Annotated in this window: 11 protein-coding genes, 1 rRNA gene and 1 pseudogene; 12 read left to right on the forward strand and 1 reads right to left on the reverse strand. The window is 48.2% G+C overall.

Annotated features, from left to right (window positions below; all coding sequences use genetic code 11):
- From rrf to K3G39_RS14465, 12 genes and pseudogenes are all read left to right on the forward strand, one after another.
- Positions 1-101, forward strand: a 5S ribosomal RNA gene (gene rrf / locus K3G39_RS14415); the annotation flags it as partial.
- A gap of 524 nt (positions 102-625) precedes the next feature.
- Positions 626-856: pseudogene (locus K3G39_RS21185) on the forward strand (BatA domain-containing protein); the annotation flags it as partial.
- Positions 857-928: 72 nt separating this feature from the next.
- On the forward strand, positions 929-2,635 hold the full coding sequence (locus tag K3G39_RS14420; protein WP_255594364.1) for a hypothetical protein: 1,707 nt from the start codon (positions 929-931) through the stop codon (positions 2,633-2,635).
- Between the two features lies 1 nt (position 2,636).
- On the forward strand, positions 2,637-3,908 hold the full coding sequence (locus tag K3G39_RS14425) for a dihydroorotase family protein (protein WP_220626884.1): 1,272 nt from the start codon (positions 2,637-2,639) through the stop codon (positions 3,906-3,908).
- A gap of 58 nt (positions 3,909-3,966) precedes the next feature.
- A complete protein-coding gene (locus tag K3G39_RS14430; RefSeq protein ID WP_220626885.1) occupies positions 3,967-4,476 on the forward strand; it encodes a DUF4199 domain-containing protein in 510 nt (169 codons plus the stop codon).
- Positions 4,477-4,511: 35 nt separating this feature from the next.
- On the forward strand, positions 4,512-5,030 hold the full coding sequence (locus tag K3G39_RS14435) for a DUF4199 domain-containing protein (protein WP_220626886.1): 519 nt from the start codon (positions 4,512-4,514) through the stop codon (positions 5,028-5,030).
- Between the two features lie 5 nt (positions 5,031-5,035).
- A complete protein-coding gene (locus K3G39_RS14440; protein ID WP_220626887.1) occupies positions 5,036-6,010 on the forward strand; it encodes a glycosyltransferase family 2 protein in 975 nt (324 codons plus the stop codon).
- A 56-nt stretch (positions 6,011-6,066) separates the two neighbouring features.
- Entirely contained in the window at positions 6,067-7,155 is a 1,089-nt protein-coding gene (locus K3G39_RS14445; RefSeq protein WP_255594366.1) for a glycosyltransferase, read from the forward strand.
- Positions 7,156-7,539: 384 nt separating this feature from the next.
- Entirely contained in the window at positions 7,540-8,274 is a 735-nt protein-coding gene (locus K3G39_RS14450; RefSeq protein ID WP_220626889.1) for a hypothetical protein, read from the forward strand.
- A gap of 53 nt (positions 8,275-8,327) precedes the next feature.
- A complete protein-coding gene (locus K3G39_RS14455; protein WP_220626890.1) occupies positions 8,328-11,111 on the forward strand; it encodes a TonB-dependent receptor in 2,784 nt (927 codons plus the stop codon).
- 5 nt (positions 11,112-11,116) lie between these two features.
- Positions 11,117-12,271 (forward strand): DUF4249 domain-containing protein, encoded by a 1,155-nt coding sequence (locus tag K3G39_RS14460; RefSeq protein ID WP_220626891.1) that lies wholly within the window; start codon positions 11,117-11,119, stop codon positions 12,269-12,271.
- A gap of 30 nt (positions 12,272-12,301) precedes the next feature.
- Complete coding sequence (locus K3G39_RS14465; protein WP_220626892.1) at positions 12,302-14,740, forward strand: hypothetical protein; 2,439 nt, start codon at positions 12,302-12,304, stop codon at positions 14,738-14,740.
- Between the two features lie 75 nt (positions 14,741-14,815).
- Here the strand turns inward: K3G39_RS14465 and purB are convergent, their stop codons facing one another.
- Positions 14,816-16,168, reverse strand: coding sequence for an adenylosuccinate lyase (purB, locus tag K3G39_RS14470; RefSeq protein WP_220626893.1), 1,353 nt, complete (start codon positions 16,166-16,168; stop codon positions 14,816-14,818).
- Positions 16,169-16,379 lie beyond the last annotated feature (211 nt).

A 16,379-nucleotide genomic window follows, 5' to 3' on the forward strand; every position in this document is an offset into this window, starting at 1 on the left:
TGGCGCCGGTGAGCACCTCTTCCCATCCCGAACAGAGAAGTTAAGCCCGGCTGCGCCGATGGTACTGGGGTCACACCCGGGAGAGTAGGTGGCCGCCAACCCCAACAACAAACAGCCCCTGTTTCCCTAAAAGAAGCAGGGGCTGTCTTGCGTTTATAGACCCTGTCTGTTGTAGGTAGTGGCTGGCCGACTGCAGCGCTTAACTGTAGCAGAGCCCTAAGCAGAGACTATCCACAGAATATTGACCACTACACAATCCACAAGGTCAGCCTACACGGCAAGTTCCTAAATCTTGCTAATGCAGAAGGGACGCAAATCTGCCAAAAGCCGCTAGTAAGATACACGCTGGGTCGCTAACAATAGCACCTAAGCCCGCATCAGCACCTATCAATTAGCCATAACCGACACGCTTGACAGCAGAAGCAAGCTGAAAGTGGGAAGAAATCGACCAATGAAATGGTATCGGAAAAGAGGCTAATAAGAAGTGCCCAAATTTTCAGGTAAGGTACTCGTAAATGGCGATGCCTAATATTTCTTGTTACTACCATCTCATTATGGGCAACAGCGTATGGGAATGTTCAACCTTTACGTTGTATATTACAGACATCCTATCTAACTTGTTGACATGGCCTTTCTCTATCCCTCATTCTTATGGGCGCTTGCTGCAATATCGATTCCGATCGTACTACACCTCATCCAATTACGCCGGGCAAAGCGGATAGAATTTAGTAATGTAAAGTTTATACAGGTTTCCAAAGACCTAACCGCGAGTCAGCGTAATCTAAAGGAATTACTTATTCTTGCAGCCCGTATCCTATTCATCATTTTCCTTGTATTAGCTTTTGCGCAGCCTTTCATTTCTGCTTCCGAGACTGAGCGCCCCACTGATTCTTCGCAAGTAACCATTGCACTCGATAATTCCCTGAGTATGCAAAACCTACATGCTGATGAGGATCTGACTTTACTGACTGTCGCAGCTGATCAGGCAAAAAGGGTATTGGATATTTTTCCGTCTACAACAGCAATCAGCGTAAATACTAATTCTAATTATAACAGAGCCGCTACTATAGGTACAAGTGAAGCTGTTAGTGCATTGGATCAGCTGTCGCATTCTACCAGGCCTTTTGTAAGTCAGCAGGTGATGAAAGCTGATCAGGGCTATGCTGAGCATGTGTTTCTCTTTTCTGATTTTCAGAAGTCTTACTTTGAGCCTTCTTTGCTTAGTAAAGTTGACAGTAACCGTGTCTATCATCTTGTTCCATTAAAAGCGGCGGATATAGCAAATGTATTTGTAGACTCTGTATACCTGGCTGATGAATTTGTTCGTCCTGATACAGAAGGAAGGTTTTATGTTAGGCTATACAATGCTGGTAATAAGGCTATACCTGATTGTCCCGTCAGGCTGGTGATTGACAACGTGCAGATTGCTGCTTTGAGTATTGACCTGCCGCCAAAGCAAATAACTGAAACAACTATCAACTTTACAATCAGAGGTGAGGGGAGCAAACAAGCTTGGGTAGAAGTAGAAGATTATCCGGTTGAATTTGACAATCTGTATTATTTTGTCCTTCAACCTTCCGGCCGTCTGGCTATTACTGAGATCAGTTCAAGTGAGGCTAGTCCATTGCAGCGGCTATACCAAAATGAGCCTTTGTTTCAGACACAGCGCTTCTCACCCGATAACATTGACTATGCACGCTTGAACAGTTCAGACATTATTGTCTTACAAGGTATAGAGGAGATACCGGCAGCACTTATTTCAACGCTTGAGACCTTTGTGAAATCTGGTGGTACGTTGGCTATTATACCACCATTATCTGAGCGTAGCAGTACCTATGCAGCTTTAATGCAAGCGCTCGCTATACCTGCCAATCTGAATACCGGTAGTAGCACTAAAACTTCACTTGCTATTCCGAGTCGTGATAATCCTTTTTTCAAAACCATTTTCTCAGATTACGACCCCAAAATGCAGATGCCTGCTGCTGTTCGTAAGTTGGTTTGGTCCCGTTCCTCTGAAGATATCCTGAAGTACAGAGGTGGTGCGCCATACCTGTCACGCTTCGACAGAGGCCAGGGAAAGGTATACCTGCTGGCTGCGCCCTTACAGCCTGAGCAAAATGAGTTGGTGAGTCATGCGCTCTTCGTTCCGGTCATGTACCGTCTGGCTATAAGTAGCTATAAACAAGAGCAGCAGATTGCTTATCGTTTGCAGAATAGCGCAATTTCTATACCTGTGCAGAAGCAGGCTGGCAGTGAAAATATTTACAAGTTGGTAAAAGACAGTACCGTTTTTATACCTGAACAGCAGATAAGGGGAGGGCGCCTGGTGTTTAACGTGCCGCCAGACCTGGAGGAGCCCGGTTTTTACGACTTACAACTTCAGGGAAATACGGTGGGTCGCTTCGCCTTTAATTTTGAAAAGCAGGAGTCTTTGCTTGAACAGTACAGTCCGGCAGAGTTGAGAAGTTTCTTGTCCAAAGACCAGCAACAGGTGCATGTTTATGACTACAGCGATACTTTCTCGGTTAAGAGCGAGTTCGAAAAACGATTTTTTGGCGTCACCCTTTGGAAATATTGCCTAATATTGTGTCTGATTTTCTTGATGGCAGAAATAGCTCTAATCAGATTCCTCTAACATGAAACTTCTTCTCAAAGCAGTCCGCATTTACGATCCTTCATCAGCTTTTCATCTTCAGCAACAGAACATACTTATTGAGCATGGCACGATCACCTCAGTAGGAGGGGACGCGCAACAGGCAGACCAGACCATTGAGCTGGAAGGGCTTTGTGTGTCACCAGGCTGGGTTGATCTGTATGCACAGATGGGAGAGCCGGGATTGGAGCACAAAGAAGATATAGAATCTCTGGCTGAAGCAGCTGCTGCAGGTGGTTTTACGGACGTGCTGTGCATGCCCAATGTACAGCCTATCGTTCAAACAAAAGGCGCTATTAATTTCATCAAGGCCAAGTCGGCAGGTTTACCGGTGAATTTGCTGCCGGCTGGTGCAGTAACAGTAGATACGCAGGGCAAAGAGTTGACAGAGATGATCGATCTGCAACGTGCTGGCGCAGTTGCTTTCAGCGATGGGGCAAAGCCAGTGCAGGGAGCCGAAGTAATTGTAAAGGCATTGCAATACCTGCAACCGTTTGATGGCGTACTGATGAACCGGCCGGAGCACACTCGTCTGGCAGAATACGGGCAGATGCACGAAGGAATTGTGAGCACCCAACTCGGCATGAAAGGTATACCTGCTCTGGCAGAAGAAGTAATGGTAACACGCGATCTGCAATTGCTTGAGTATACAGGTGGGCGACTGCACTTTTCGCTTATCTCTACGGCAGCAGCTGTAGAAGCCATGCGTGCCGCCAAAGCTAAAGGCCTGCAGGTTACCTGCGATGTTGCCAGTTTCCAGGTTGCCTATACCGACCATACCATAGCGTCATTCGACACAAACTATAAAGTATCTCCTCCTTTCAGAAGCGAAGCCGATAAAGAGGCAATCTTGCAAGGGCTTGTCGATGGTACTATCGATGCCATTTCATCGGGGCACCAACCTCAGGACACTGAAAGTAAGAAGCTGGAGTTTGATCTGGCTGAGTTTGGAATCATTAACCTCGAAACGGCCTTTGCTGTAGCTAATACCACCATGCGCGATAAACTACCACTCGCGCAATTGGTTGAAAAGCTGACCATAACTCCCCGCCAGATTCTGCGCATGCCTGCCTGCGGAATAGCAGAAGGAGAGCCGGCTTGTCTGACACTTTTTCATCCGGACTTGAAGTGGACTCCAACGCTTGAAAGCACCCGATCTAAATCCAAGAACACTCCATTTCTGGACCTCGAGCTGACAGGCAAAGTAATTGGCTTAGTAAACAAGGGGCAAATAGTACTTAATCAATCTTTTTAATATATTTATAGCTATATTTCTGTTAGCTGCCTGGCTGGCTTAAATAAGCGGATAACGAATGCTGGATCAAACGATAGTAAGAGTGGGTGTACGCTATGGCGTGCTGTGCGGATTGGCTTCTTTTGTCATCATTATGGCCCTATACCTGATGGGATTCAATGCATTGGGAGAAGCCGGAAGATGGAGTTATCTGCCTCTTCCTATTTTTATTTTTATGGGGCTGCGCTACTTCAAGCGCTTTCACGATGCCGAAGTTGGTTTCTGGAAAGGGGTGCGTGTGAATATGTCTGTCACTTTTTACACCGCATTGAGTGCAGCCATGCTGCTATACCTGATGCTATACCTGGTAGGGCCTGAGATCATACAACAACATGTAGTTGAATTGAGAGCGCTGCTAGACCAGAGCCGGGAGGCGCAGATAAAACTGATAGGCGAGTCAAACTTTGAGCAGGCTTATCAGGAACTGGACAATTTGTCGCCAAGTATGCTGGCCACACACGATTTTTTGAGCAGGGTGATTGTAGGGATGTTGTTTTCGGTGGTAGCTGCTGTATTTTTTAGAAAATAATTCATCTTTACATAACCCTAAAACCCTAAATCCACATGACTGAAACTCAACCTTCTGTATCTTCTGTAGCGCTTAAGTATGGCCTTATAGGCGCTTTGGCATCCATCGTATTCACTGCTGTCCTGCTTATCACAGGAGTGAACGTAAGCGGCTGGATAGGTTCTTTAGGCTATCTTATCCTGATCGCCTTTATGGTGATTGCCATGAAGGAATACAAAAATCAAAATTACGGCTTTATGTCTTATGGCCAGGGCTTAGGTATAGGTACAATGGTATCGTTGGCTTTCGGCGTTTTAGGCGGTGTATTTATGTTTATTTATACCTCTTTTGTCGATCCGGATTATACTTCCAGCATGATGGACAAGCAGCGTATCGAGCTGGAAGAAAGAGGTATGAGCGATGAGCAGATTGAGCAGGCAATTGCTGTAGGAGAGTCTGTTTCCAGCCCTGTTATGATGATCGTTTGGTCTATCGTCGGTTACCTGGTTATTGGTTTCCTGATTTCGCTTATAGTTGCCGCCGTGATGAAGAATAAGCGTCCGGAGTTTGAATAAAAAGCATGCAATACCCTTATGATATATCAGTAGTGGTTCCTCTTTTAAATGAAGAGGAATCGCTGCCTGAACTGGTCCGTTGGATCAAGCGTGTGATGCACGCACACAGTTTTACTTATGAGATCATCCTGGTAGACGACGGCAGTACAGACCGCTCCTGGGATGTGATCACAGAATTGAGTGCCGAAGACAATACAGTCAAAGGCATCAGCTTTAACCGCAATTACGGCAAATCTGCTGCCCTGAACGAAGGCTTTAAACGTTGCGCCGGCGAAGTGGTCATCACCATGGACGCTGACCTGCAGGATAGTCCTGAGGAAATCCCTGCCCTGTATGACATGATCAAGCACCAGCGCTTTGATCTGGTGTCGGGCTGGAAGCAGAAACGATTTGACCCGGTTAGCAAAACCATTCCTACTAAATTATTTAATGCAGCTACCCGCGGCCTCTCAGGTATTCAGTTGCACGACTTTAATTGTGGTTTAAAGGCTTATCGGCAGTTGCTTGTAAAGAGTATTGAGGTACACGGCGAGATGCACCGCTACATACCTGTTATCGCCAAATGGCACGGATTTACGCGTATCGGTGAAAAAGTGGTGCAGCACCAGGAACGCAAGTACGGTACCACCAAATTTGGTCTAGAGCGGTTTGTCTACGGCTTCCTGGACTTACTCTCGATTACCTTTGTGAGTCGCTTCAAAAAGCGTCCGATGCACTTTTTTGGTACGTTTGGCACACTTTCTTTTGTGGTCGGGCTGGGCATCACCTTGTGGCTGATCATCCAAAAAGTGTTTTCGCTATACCCGGAAGGCCGTGTGCGCGACGTTGTGGATCAGCCGCTGTTCTATCTTTCACTGGTAGCAGTTATTCTGGGAGTGCAGCTTTTCCTGGCAGGTTTCCTGGCCGAGATGATGTCCATGACTTCCAGCAAAAAGAATGAATACCTGATCCGTGACCGGGCAGGTTTGATCAAGAAATAATGGCAGGGAGGCGTGTCGTGATCGTGGGGCCTGCACACCCTCTAAGGGGTGGGGGCATGTCTACATTCAACGAGCGTCTGGCCGTGGCTTTTCAGGAAGCTGGCGACCAAGTAGAGATCGTTTCCTTTAGCCTGCAATATCCTTCCTTTCTTTTTCCCGGCAAAAGTCAGTTTACCAACGAACCTGCTCCAAAGGGCATCACCATTAAGTCGCTGATCAACTCCGTCAACCCGATCAGTTGGGTGCGTACCGGAAATTATATTAGCAATCAAAAACCTGATCTGGTTATATTCCGGTACTGGCTACCTTTTATGGGACCCGCTTTGGGCACCATTGCCCGCCTGATCAGGCGCAACAGGTATAGCCGGATATTGGCCGTTACCGACAATGTGGTGCCACACGAGAAAAGGCCGGGAGATGTCCCTTTCACAAAATACTTTTTGAGTGCCTGCCACGGATTCCTGACCATGTCGCGGGCCGTGCAGCAGGATTTGCAGCTTTTCGAACCGAACAAGCCCAACGTATACCTGCCGCATCCACTCTACGATAATTTTGGCCCTGCCGAAAGTAAAGCCGAAGCCTGTGCTGCCTTGCAGCTGGACCCCAATTTCAACTATCTACTCTTCTTTGGATTCATACGATCCTACAAAGGACTTGACCTGCTGCTGGAGGCCATGGCTATACCTGCGCTGCAAGCCATACCTGCTCTGAAACTGCTGATCGCCGGAGAGTTTTACGACGATGCCAAGCCTTACCTTGACCTGATCAAAAAATACAGGCTGCAGGACCGGCTGGTGCTTCGCACTGACTTTATACCAAATGCGGAGGTGCGTCATTATTTCTGCGCGGCCGATCTGGTGGTGCAGCCTTACAAGCATGCCACTCAAAGCGGTGTCACGCAGGTCGCCTATCATTTTGATAAACCGATGGTGGTAACCAATGTAGGAGGTCTGTCGGAGTTGGTGCCCCATGGAGAGGTCGGGTATGTGGTAGAGCCGCAGCCAAGGGAAATCGCCGCTGCCATCCTTGATTTCTATACCTCAGCTAAGGCAGAAATATTTGCTCAAAACATCTCCAGGTATAAGAAACGCTTCAGTTGGAGCCGGTTCGTGGAAGCAATCTACGCATTGTCGGAGAAGGTATAGCTTCAGTATTGCTGCTGTATCGCTTAGAACAGAATTGGTAGCTAAGAAATATTTACCCTGAGCAGGGTAAAGAGAATAAGTGCAAATATCTCCATAATTTGCCGTGCAGCCCATGATTTAGCGTTTGGTGAAATAGAGGCTTTATAAGACATACCTGTAGGTATAGACTAAGGATTATTTAAGATTTAGAGCTTCCGCTCATCCGCCTGCCAATAAAAAGGATAATCCTGATAAAGCTTAAGTGATATTTTAAATAGTTGATCTGTCTGATTCCAGTATGCTATGAGGTACTATTTGCTGAAATAATTTAATGGCAAATTTGTCATAACATCAAACATACTTTATATTTAATGTTGTATCGCTGCACATCAGTCTATTCTATTTATGCGCAAAAGCTCTGCTTACCTGGTTTTGATTTTTTTAATGTCTTTCCTGCCTTTTGCCTCCTATGCACAGGCCGATACCACTTTTGTTGACAATGCGGTTTCTAATGTGTTGCAGCAGTACCGCACTGCGGTGGGGGTACACGCACACCTGTATAATGGGCCGGAGTATTATGTGCCAATAAAATCTTATGTGGAAGGGCATCAGTTCTATCAGGATAAGATCTACCAGAATGGCACCGTAAAATATGACGGTGCCTGGTTCGAGGATGTTCCGATGTTGTATGATCTGATGCAGGACGAGCTCCTGATTGTGAACCACGGTAGCGGGCAGTCACAGCAACTGGTGAAAAACAGGGTAGAGGCCTTTAAACTCTATGGCCATACCTTTATTAGGCTGCAGGCAGACAGCTCAACCGGACTTTCCCTTCAGCCAGGCTTTTATGATCTGCTTTACGATGGTAATGTGCAGGTGCTGATGAAACGTGAGAAGACGCTCTTTGAGCGGGCAAGCACCGAAGGTATGGAGGGCGAGTATAGAGATGCCAGCAAATTCTACCTGGTGAAAGACGGCGTTTACCACCAGATCAGCAACAAGCGCTCGGTTATGCGTGTGCTGCAAGACCAGAAGAAGCCCCTGAATAAATTTGCCAACGCTAATAAACTGCGCTTCGGCAAAGAGCGGGAACGCGCGATTGTGAAGACCGCCGAGCATTATGATTCGCTCCAACAGTAAGGTGGTGTATGCCTGATCTATCTAAAAAACATTTTAAGCTCTTTCCCCTTCTTATGACCCATTTTTACAGAGCATTTTTGCTGGTAGTGCTGTGCTGTATGATCACGGCACTACCTGTGCATGCCCAGCAGCGAGATGAGGCTCCGCTCATAAGCGGCTCGTTCCGCAACATGACGTTTCAGGATTTTGCACAGCGACTGGAGACCCGGCTGCCTTATAAGTTTTACTTTGAGCAGGTCGTTGGCGATAGCATTACGGTGGACCTGGAAGTGGATGGAGAGCCGCTCAATCTGGTGCTAGCCCAAATTCTGAAAGAGACTGACTATAAATTTGCTATTACCGAGCAACGGCAGATTTTTATTACCCGGCAGAGCGCGATCATGACCAGTCTGCCCTCCAATTTCTTTAAGGATGAGGAAAAAGCCAGGCGAAGCAGTCAACTTGCCACGCCAGCCTACCTGCCGCAACAGCAGAATAACAAGAAAAGGATTCAGTCAGAAATTAAGCTGTACGAGATAGGTACGCCAAACAGAAGCAATACAGGCAGAGCAAATCTGGCGGGCACCTTGCGCGATGCCGGCACAGGCGAGCCGATCATTGGAGCCCATATTTACATTGAGTCCCCTTCCATCGGCACGGCTTCAGACCAGTATGGTTACTACTCCCTCTCGCTCCCGGTGGGACGACACGAGCTGAACATCCGGGCAGTTGGACTCAAAAACACGAAACGCCAGGTTGTACTGCACAGCGACGGCAAACTGGATATTGAAGTAGAAGAAGACATCCGCACTCTGAAAGAGGTATTGGTGGAAGCTGAAAAAGACCGCAATGTAACGGGGCTGCAGATGGGTATGGAGCGACTGGATATCCGCACAATCAAGCAGGTGCCGACGGCTTTTGGTGAAACTGACATTCTGAGAGTGGTGCTGACGCTGCCAGGTGTGAAATCTGTGGGGGAAGGCAGTACCGGCATGAACGTGCGCGGCGGCTCTACCGACCAGAACCTGATCCTGCTGAATGATGCCACCATCTATAACCCATCACACTTGTTCGGCTTCTTTTCCGCTTTCAACCCGGACGTGATCAAATCAGTGGAGCTTTACAAAAGTGCTGTGCCTGCCCGCTATGGTGGTCGCTTGTCATCGGTGCTGGAGGTGACCTCAAGAGAAGGTAACAAGAAGCAGTTTAGCGGAGCTGGTGGTATCGGTCTGCTGACAAGCCGCCTGACGCTGGAAGGACCGATCATCAAAGACAAAACCTCGATTCTGGTGGGAGGACGCTCTACCTACTCTGACTGGCTGCTCAAGAAAATTCCGAACAAGTCTTTCAGCAACAGCGAGGCTTCCTTTTATGATATCAATACGCATATCAGCCATGAGATCAACGATAAGAACAGCCTATACCTGACTGGTTATCTTAGCAAAGACCGTTTCAAACTGGCAGCCGACACGTTATACCGCTTCCAGAACCAAAATGCCAGCATCAAGTGGAAGCATAACTTCCACAATAAGCTCTATAGTGTCGTAACAGGCACTTACAGCCACTACGGGTACAATATTTCAAACGAAGAGAATGCCGTAAATGCCTCTGTCATGGACTTTGGAATCAACCAGACTGGTATGCAGGTGGACTTCAACTACTTCCCTGACTCGAAACACACACTCGATTTTGGTGCCAGTGCCATCCGCTACGAGGTAAACCCAGGCAGTCTGGTGCCAAATCATAGCGAGTCACTTATCAAGGCAGATAAACTACAGCAGGAAAAAGCCATCGAGAGTGCGTTATACCTATCCGATCGCTACGATATCAGCCAGAAACTTTCAGTTTCAGCTGGTCTGCGCTACTCCTTATTTACGGCGCTTGGCCAACGCGACGTGCTGCAATATGCACCAGGTTTGCCTATGACTCTGAACACGATCGTGGACACGGTTTCTTATGGCAGCGGCAAATCCATCGCGACTTACCACGGACCGGAGTTCAGGCTTTCGGCCCGCTATGTGCTCTCAGATAACTCATCCGTAAAAGTGAGCTTTAACAGACTGCGCCAGTATGTGCACATGCTTTCCAACACAGCTACCATGGCTCCAACCGATACCTGGAAGCTGAGCGACAGCAACATCAAGCCCCAGGTAGGCGACCAAGTGGCAATAGGATACTACCGCAACCTGCGCGCCAACACCATCGAGTTTTCTGCGGAGGCTTACTACAAGTGGATGCAGGACTTCCTGGACTACAGGAGCGGTGCTAATATCATCATGAATCACCACATCGAAACGGATGTAGCCAATGCTGACGGCAAGGCTTATGGCGTAGAGCTGATGCTCAAAAAAGCATCGGGCAAACTCAACGGCTGGATAAGCTATACCTATTCCCGCACCATGGTACGCCTCAACGATCCGACCGTGTCAGAGGTGATCAACAGAGGGGAGTGGTATGCAAGTAATTACGACAAGCCGCATGACCTGACCATGATCAGCAACTACCGCTTCAGTCAGCGTTTCAGCACCTCGCTTAACGTTACGTACAGCACCGGTCGCCCGATTACACTACCGCTGGCCAAGTACTACGATGGTAGCTCTAACCGTATCCTTTACTCCGACCGCAACGAGTACCGCATTCCGGATTACTACCGCGTAGATCTGGCCCTGAACATAGAGGGTAATCATAAGATCGCGAAGCTGGCGCATAGCTCCTGGACGGTGGCTGTCTATAACCTGACAGGTCGCAAGAACCCTTACTCTGTTTACTTTAAATCGCAGGGAGGACAGATCAAAGGTTATAAAATGTCCATCTTCGGGAACCCGATTCCTACTATTACCTATAACTTTAAGTTTTAATTGCCATGAAGATCCGGAACTGGAAAAACCCAATTGTCTGGCTTGTGATGCTTGTTTTCAGTGGTTGCGTTGAACCTTACTTCCCCGAAGTAAAAGAGTCGGCTAGTAGCTTCTTGGTAGTGAATGGCTTCCTTAACGCCAACGGACCCACCACCATACAGTTGCTCCGAACTCAAAACCTAAATGAAACCGGAACTCCTCCTGCTGAGGTAAACGCTACCGTATTTGTAGAGTCGGAGAATGGTGAGCGCTACGGCCTGCATGAAACAGATTTTGGTACCTATGTGCATCCCAACCTACAGATGAGTAGCGATTCGAAGTACAGGTTGTACATCCGCACCCGGTCAGGCAGCGAATATGCATCCGACTATGTGGAAGTGCAAGTAACCCCAGAAATTGATAACGTGCATTGGAGAGCAGTAGGGGATGAGGTGAAGGTATACATAGATACCCATGATCCATTGAATAATTCGCAGTATTACCGATGGGAATATGAACAAACCTGGCAGTTCAGGTCAGCGCTACCAACCACGCTACTCTACGAACGTGGCACCATACGTTACCGCGATCAGCGTGATATGCCAATTAATCTCTGCTGGAAAACAAGTTTTTCTAATACCATCGAATTGGCCTCCTCTGAAAATCTGTCAACTGATGTGATCAGTGATTACCATATTTTTTCTATACCAGCAGGATCCGAATCTATTAGTATAAGAAATAGTATTTTAGTTAGGCAATATACCTTGACCCGTGACGCATACCAATACTGGGGGATTGTAAAGAAAAACACTGAAAATATTGGCACCCTGTTCGACCCCTTACCTTCGCAACAACACAGCAATATTAAAAGTCTTTCAAATCCAGGTGAGGTAGTGATTGGGTTTGTCTCGGCAGCTTTTGTTCAGGAGAAAAGAATATTTATTGATAAGGACGAATTGCCAAGCGAATGGCGCCCTAACTTTGCCAGTTGTGGTACTGATACACTTATGTTGAGTGAGGGAAACATAAGGGATTATTTTGAAGGTGGTTATCAGATGCCGGTTAGCGAGATTTTCCCCCCGAGTGGGTCCATGTACCCCATCGGTTATACCTATGCGCCTCGCAACTGTGTGGACTGCACCACGCAAGGCACCAATGTTAAACCAGCCTTTTGGGAATAAATGCTATACCTGAAAAGAACACTCGAAGCGATGAACAACTTTCAACATTACGAACCTCAGTCTGGTAGAAAAAGGTATGTCCTGCGCACCTTACTTTGCCTGGGCTTAGGTATAGCAGGTATAGGAACTGTAAGTGCCCAGTCCAGCCAGGATAACGAGGCTGTGAAAAGCCTGCAGAAGCACCGACAGGCATCGCTGCAGGAGAAGCTATACCTGCACATCGACAGACCCGTGTATGCCTGCGGCGATGAGATGTGGTTTAAGGTATACAACGTAGACGGGAGCCTTCACCGTCCGCTCGATATGAGTAAGGTAACTTATGTCGAGTTGCTGGATGCAGACCAAAAACCTGCTTTGCAGGCTAAAGTAGCTATGAAAGACGGTACTGGGAGTGGTTATTTTCAGTTACCCACCATACTCCGGACTGGCAACTATACCGTGCGGGCCTATACGAGCTGGATGAAAAATTTCGATCCGGAATTTTATTTCCAGCAGCAGGTAACGATCATCAACACCTTTGAGCAACTCCCGAAGCAGGAAGCCCCCAAAGCTAAAGGCTATACCTTACAGTTCTTCCCAGAGGGTGGGAATCTATTGGCAGGTATAGCAAGCCAGGTGGCTTTTAAGGTAACAGAAAGCCAGAGTGGTAAAGGAACTGCATTAACGGGAGAGGTACACGACCAGGAAGGAAATGCAGTTGCAGCGCTCACACCACACAAGTACGGGATGGGCCGTTTTGCCTTTACGCCAGCGCAGGGCAAACGCTATACTGCAAAATTAAAGTTGCCTGATGGAAGTACGCAGGAACAGGCCCTGCCACAGGTATACGAACGTGGCTATACCTTACAACTGGCTGATAGCACAGACCAGTACCTGTATATTGCGGTGCGTTCAGTAGGCAAACCAGATGAGCAGGTATACCTGCTGGGTCATACCCGACAGCAGATAGTCAGCTCTGAGAAATCGCTGCTGCAAAATGGCAAAGGTTTGTTCAGAGTAAGCAAATCCGATCTGGCAGACGGCATCACGCACTTCACAGTATTCAACACAGCAGGGCAGCCCGTAAGCGAGCGGCTGTATTTCAAATACCCTACAAAAGAACTGGCCCTGCAGGTGGTGGCACCGCAGCAACAGTTTAACCTGCGCGACAAGGTGAGCCTTGCCCTGCAGGCATCCTCTCAAACACCGGCTAATCTTTCGATGGCGGTATATAAACTGGACTCGCTGCAGCAGCAGCCACAAGCGAATATCAACAGCTACATTTGGCTCGAATCAGACCTGAAGGGCACCATCGAAAACCCCGCTTACTATTTTTCAGATACCGGTAGGGCAGATCGTCAGGCAGTAGACAACCTGATGCTTACCAACGGCTGGAGCCGCTTTAAGTGGGAGGACGTGCTGGAAAAAGACGCGCCACAACATGCCTATTTGTCGGAAAACCATGGCCACTTGCTCCTCGGGAAAGTCACGCAGAAGAGTTCCGGGCAGCCTGCTCCGGGTATCATGACATACCTGGCATCACCGGGCCGTCCCATCCGTTTTTACAATGCGCAAAGTAATGCTGATGGCAAGCTGTTGTTTGAGCTGAAGGACTATTATGGCAATAAGGATCTTGTACTGCAGTCTGATTTCACAAAAGACAGTACTTACCACTTTGAATTGCTTAGTCCTTTTTCTTCACGCTATACCTCCGGGCCACTTTCCATGCTTCAACTGACTGAGTCACGTGCAGGAGATATAGCTGATCGACACATGCAGGTACAGGTGGAGCATGCTTATTTTGGCGCCTACCGCAACAGGCAATTGGCGCCAGGTATAGACAGCTCGGCTTTTTACGGGCAGCCATCGGAGAGCTACCTCCTCGATGATTACAAGCGCTTTAAAGTAATGGAAGAAGTGATGCGTGAGTATGTACAGGGCGTGCAGGTTCGTTTGCGCGGCCGCAGCTTTAACTTGATGGTCATGAACCGTCCGTATAAATCAATCTTCCGCGAAAACCCGATGGTACTGCTGGATGGCGTGCCTGTTTTCAACATCGACAAGATCATGGCCTTTGACCCGCTTAAGGTCAAGCAGCTGGATGTGGTTACCAGTCGTTTCTTCCATGGTCCGATGGCTTACGAAGGGCTGGTGAGCTATCATACCTACGGAGGCGATCTGGCAGGCTTTGACCTGGATGCGCGTGCACTGATGCAGGCCTACGAAGGACTTCAGCAGAAACGCGAGTTCTACGCACCGACTTACGACACCCCGGAACAGAAGCGTAGCCGACTGGCAGACTTCAGAAACCTCCTGCACTGGACTCCGGAGATCAAACTGAACCCTGGAAAAGACGAGCAGGTAAGCTTCTATACCTCCGATCAGCCGGGTACCTACCTGGTAGTCGTGCAGGGGCTGTCTGCTTCAGGAGAGGCGGGCTATCAGGTGCTGCAGATCAAGGTAAACGGACCAGTTGCTCAGAGACAGTAAGCGATTAGCACAGGTATAAAAAAGCCCCCGCTGGTATAATCCGGCAGGGGCTTTTTTATGTTGAGTTACTATACCTTACAGCAATTGCACACCGGTGTAGGTATACGGACTTATCTTTTTCAGCTCGGCCTTAATGGCATCGCTCACCTCTAGGGTATCGATGAAGCTGGATATCGTCTGCTCAGTAATCTTTTCGTTTTTGCGGGTCAGGTCTTTCAGTGCTTCGTATGGCTGCGGGTACCCTTCGCGACGCAGCACCGTCTGTATACCTTCAGCTACAACAGCCCAGTTCTCTTCCAGGTGGTGGCGCAGAGCCGCTTCATTCAGTTCCAGTTTGCCAATGCCACGCTCTAGCGACTTCAGGGCGATGACCACATGCGCCAGCGGCACACCAATGTTGCGTAGCACGGTAGAATCGGTGAGATCGCGCTGCAGGCGGGAAATAGGCAGCTTGGCTGACAAATGTTCCAGCACGGCGTTGGCTATACCTAGGTTTCCTTCAGCGTTCTCAAAATCGATTGGGTTGACTTTGTGTGGCATGGCCGAAGAACCTACTTCCCCTGCCTTAATCTTCTGCTTGAAATAACCCATCGACACATATTGCCAAACGTCGCGTGAAAAGTCGATCAGAATAGTGTTGAGGCGCTTGATGCCGTCGAAATAAGCGGCCAGGTTGTCGTAGTGCTCGATTTGGGTAGTATACTGGCTGCGGCGCAGGCCCAGTGCTTCCTGCACAAAGCGATTGCCAAACCCTGGCCAGTTCACATCCGGGTAGGCCACATGGTGGGCATTGAAGTTGCCGGTCGCACCGCCAAACTTAGCCGAAAAAGGCACCTGGTTTACCTGGTCCATTTGCGCTTCGAGGCGCTCTGCAAACACCATTATCTCTTTGCCCAAACGGGTAGGAGAGGCTGGTTGTCCGTGGGTATGGGCCAGCATCGGGATATCTTTCCAGGATTGCGACAACTTCACCAGCGTCTGGTGTAGCTGTTGGTACAGCGGCATCAGCACACTTTCATCGGCTTCGCGCAATGAGAGCGGTATAGCCGTATTATTTACGTCCTGCGAAGTCAGGCCAAAGTGGATGAACTCTTTGAATTGACTGAGCCCCAGCGTATCGAATTTTTCTTTGATGAAATATTCAACCGCCTTCACATCGTGGTTCGTGGTCTTTTCCGTTTCCTTGATGCGCAGGGCGTCTTCTTCTGAAAACTGCTCGTAAATCGCCCGCAGCTCCTGAAATTGATGAGGAGGCACATCGGTTAACTGCGGCAATGGCAGCTCGCACAGGGCAATAAAATATTCCACTTCTACCAGAACGCGGTAGCGGATCAGTCCGAATTCAGAAAAGTAGGCAGCTAACTCTGTTGTGTTGCGGCGGTAGCGACCGTCCACCGGAGAAATGGCCGTTAGAGATGTCAGGTTCATGCAATGAGAATGTTTCGTTGGTCAAAGATAAGCTTAAAGCCATCGTGAGCCAAATGAGCAAGTGCCTATTTAGCAACTATTAAGCGCTCAAATAAATGTATTCAACACAGCAGTCTTCAAAAAGAACGTAAGTGCTACGAGTGCTGTTTATTTGTTATAAAATGTTGTAAACTAGATGTTTGGTCTTGTTCTTGCAAGAGGCAGTGCTGTG

The organism is Pontibacter sp. HSC-14F20, assembly GCF_019599265.1.
In the GTDB taxonomy this organism is placed as follows: domain Bacteria; phylum Bacteroidota; class Bacteroidia; order Cytophagales; family Hymenobacteraceae; genus Pontibacter.

Bases quoted from the DNA above. Each gene is read 5' to 3' on its own strand.
- K3G39_RS14450 (WP_220626889.1), top strand. From the start codon at position 7,540: ATGCGCAAAAGCTCTGCTTACCTGGTTTTGATTTTTTTAATGTCTTTC.
- K3G39_RS14465 (WP_220626892.1), top strand. From the start codon at position 12,302: ATGAACAACTTTCAACATTACGAACCTCAGTCTGGTAGAAAAAGGTAT.
- K3G39_RS14440 (WP_220626887.1), top strand. From the start codon at position 5,036: ATGCAATACCCTTATGATATATCAGTAGTGGTTCCTCTTTTAAATGAA.
- K3G39_RS14420 (WP_255594364.1), top strand. From the start codon at position 929: ATGCAAAACCTACATGCTGATGAGGATCTGACTTTACTGACTGTCGCA.
- K3G39_RS14445 (WP_255594366.1), top strand. From the start codon at position 6,067: ATGTCTACATTCAACGAGCGTCTGGCCGTGGCTTTTCAGGAAGCTGGC.
- K3G39_RS14455 (WP_220626890.1), top strand. From the start codon at position 8,328: ATGACCCATTTTTACAGAGCATTTTTGCTGGTAGTGCTGTGCTGTATG.
- K3G39_RS14430 (WP_220626885.1), top strand. From the start codon at position 3,967: ATGCTGGATCAAACGATAGTAAGAGTGGGTGTACGCTATGGCGTGCTG.
- K3G39_RS14425 (WP_220626884.1), top strand. From the start codon at position 2,637: ATGAAACTTCTTCTCAAAGCAGTCCGCATTTACGATCCTTCATCAGCT.
- purB (WP_220626893.1), bottom strand. From the start codon at position 16,168: ATGAACCTGACATCTCTAACGGCCATTTCTCCGGTGGACGGTCGCTAC.
- K3G39_RS14460 (WP_220626891.1), top strand. From the start codon at position 11,117: ATGAAGATCCGGAACTGGAAAAACCCAATTGTCTGGCTTGTGATGCTT.
- K3G39_RS14435 (WP_220626886.1), top strand. From the start codon at position 4,512: ATGACTGAAACTCAACCTTCTGTATCTTCTGTAGCGCTTAAGTATGGC.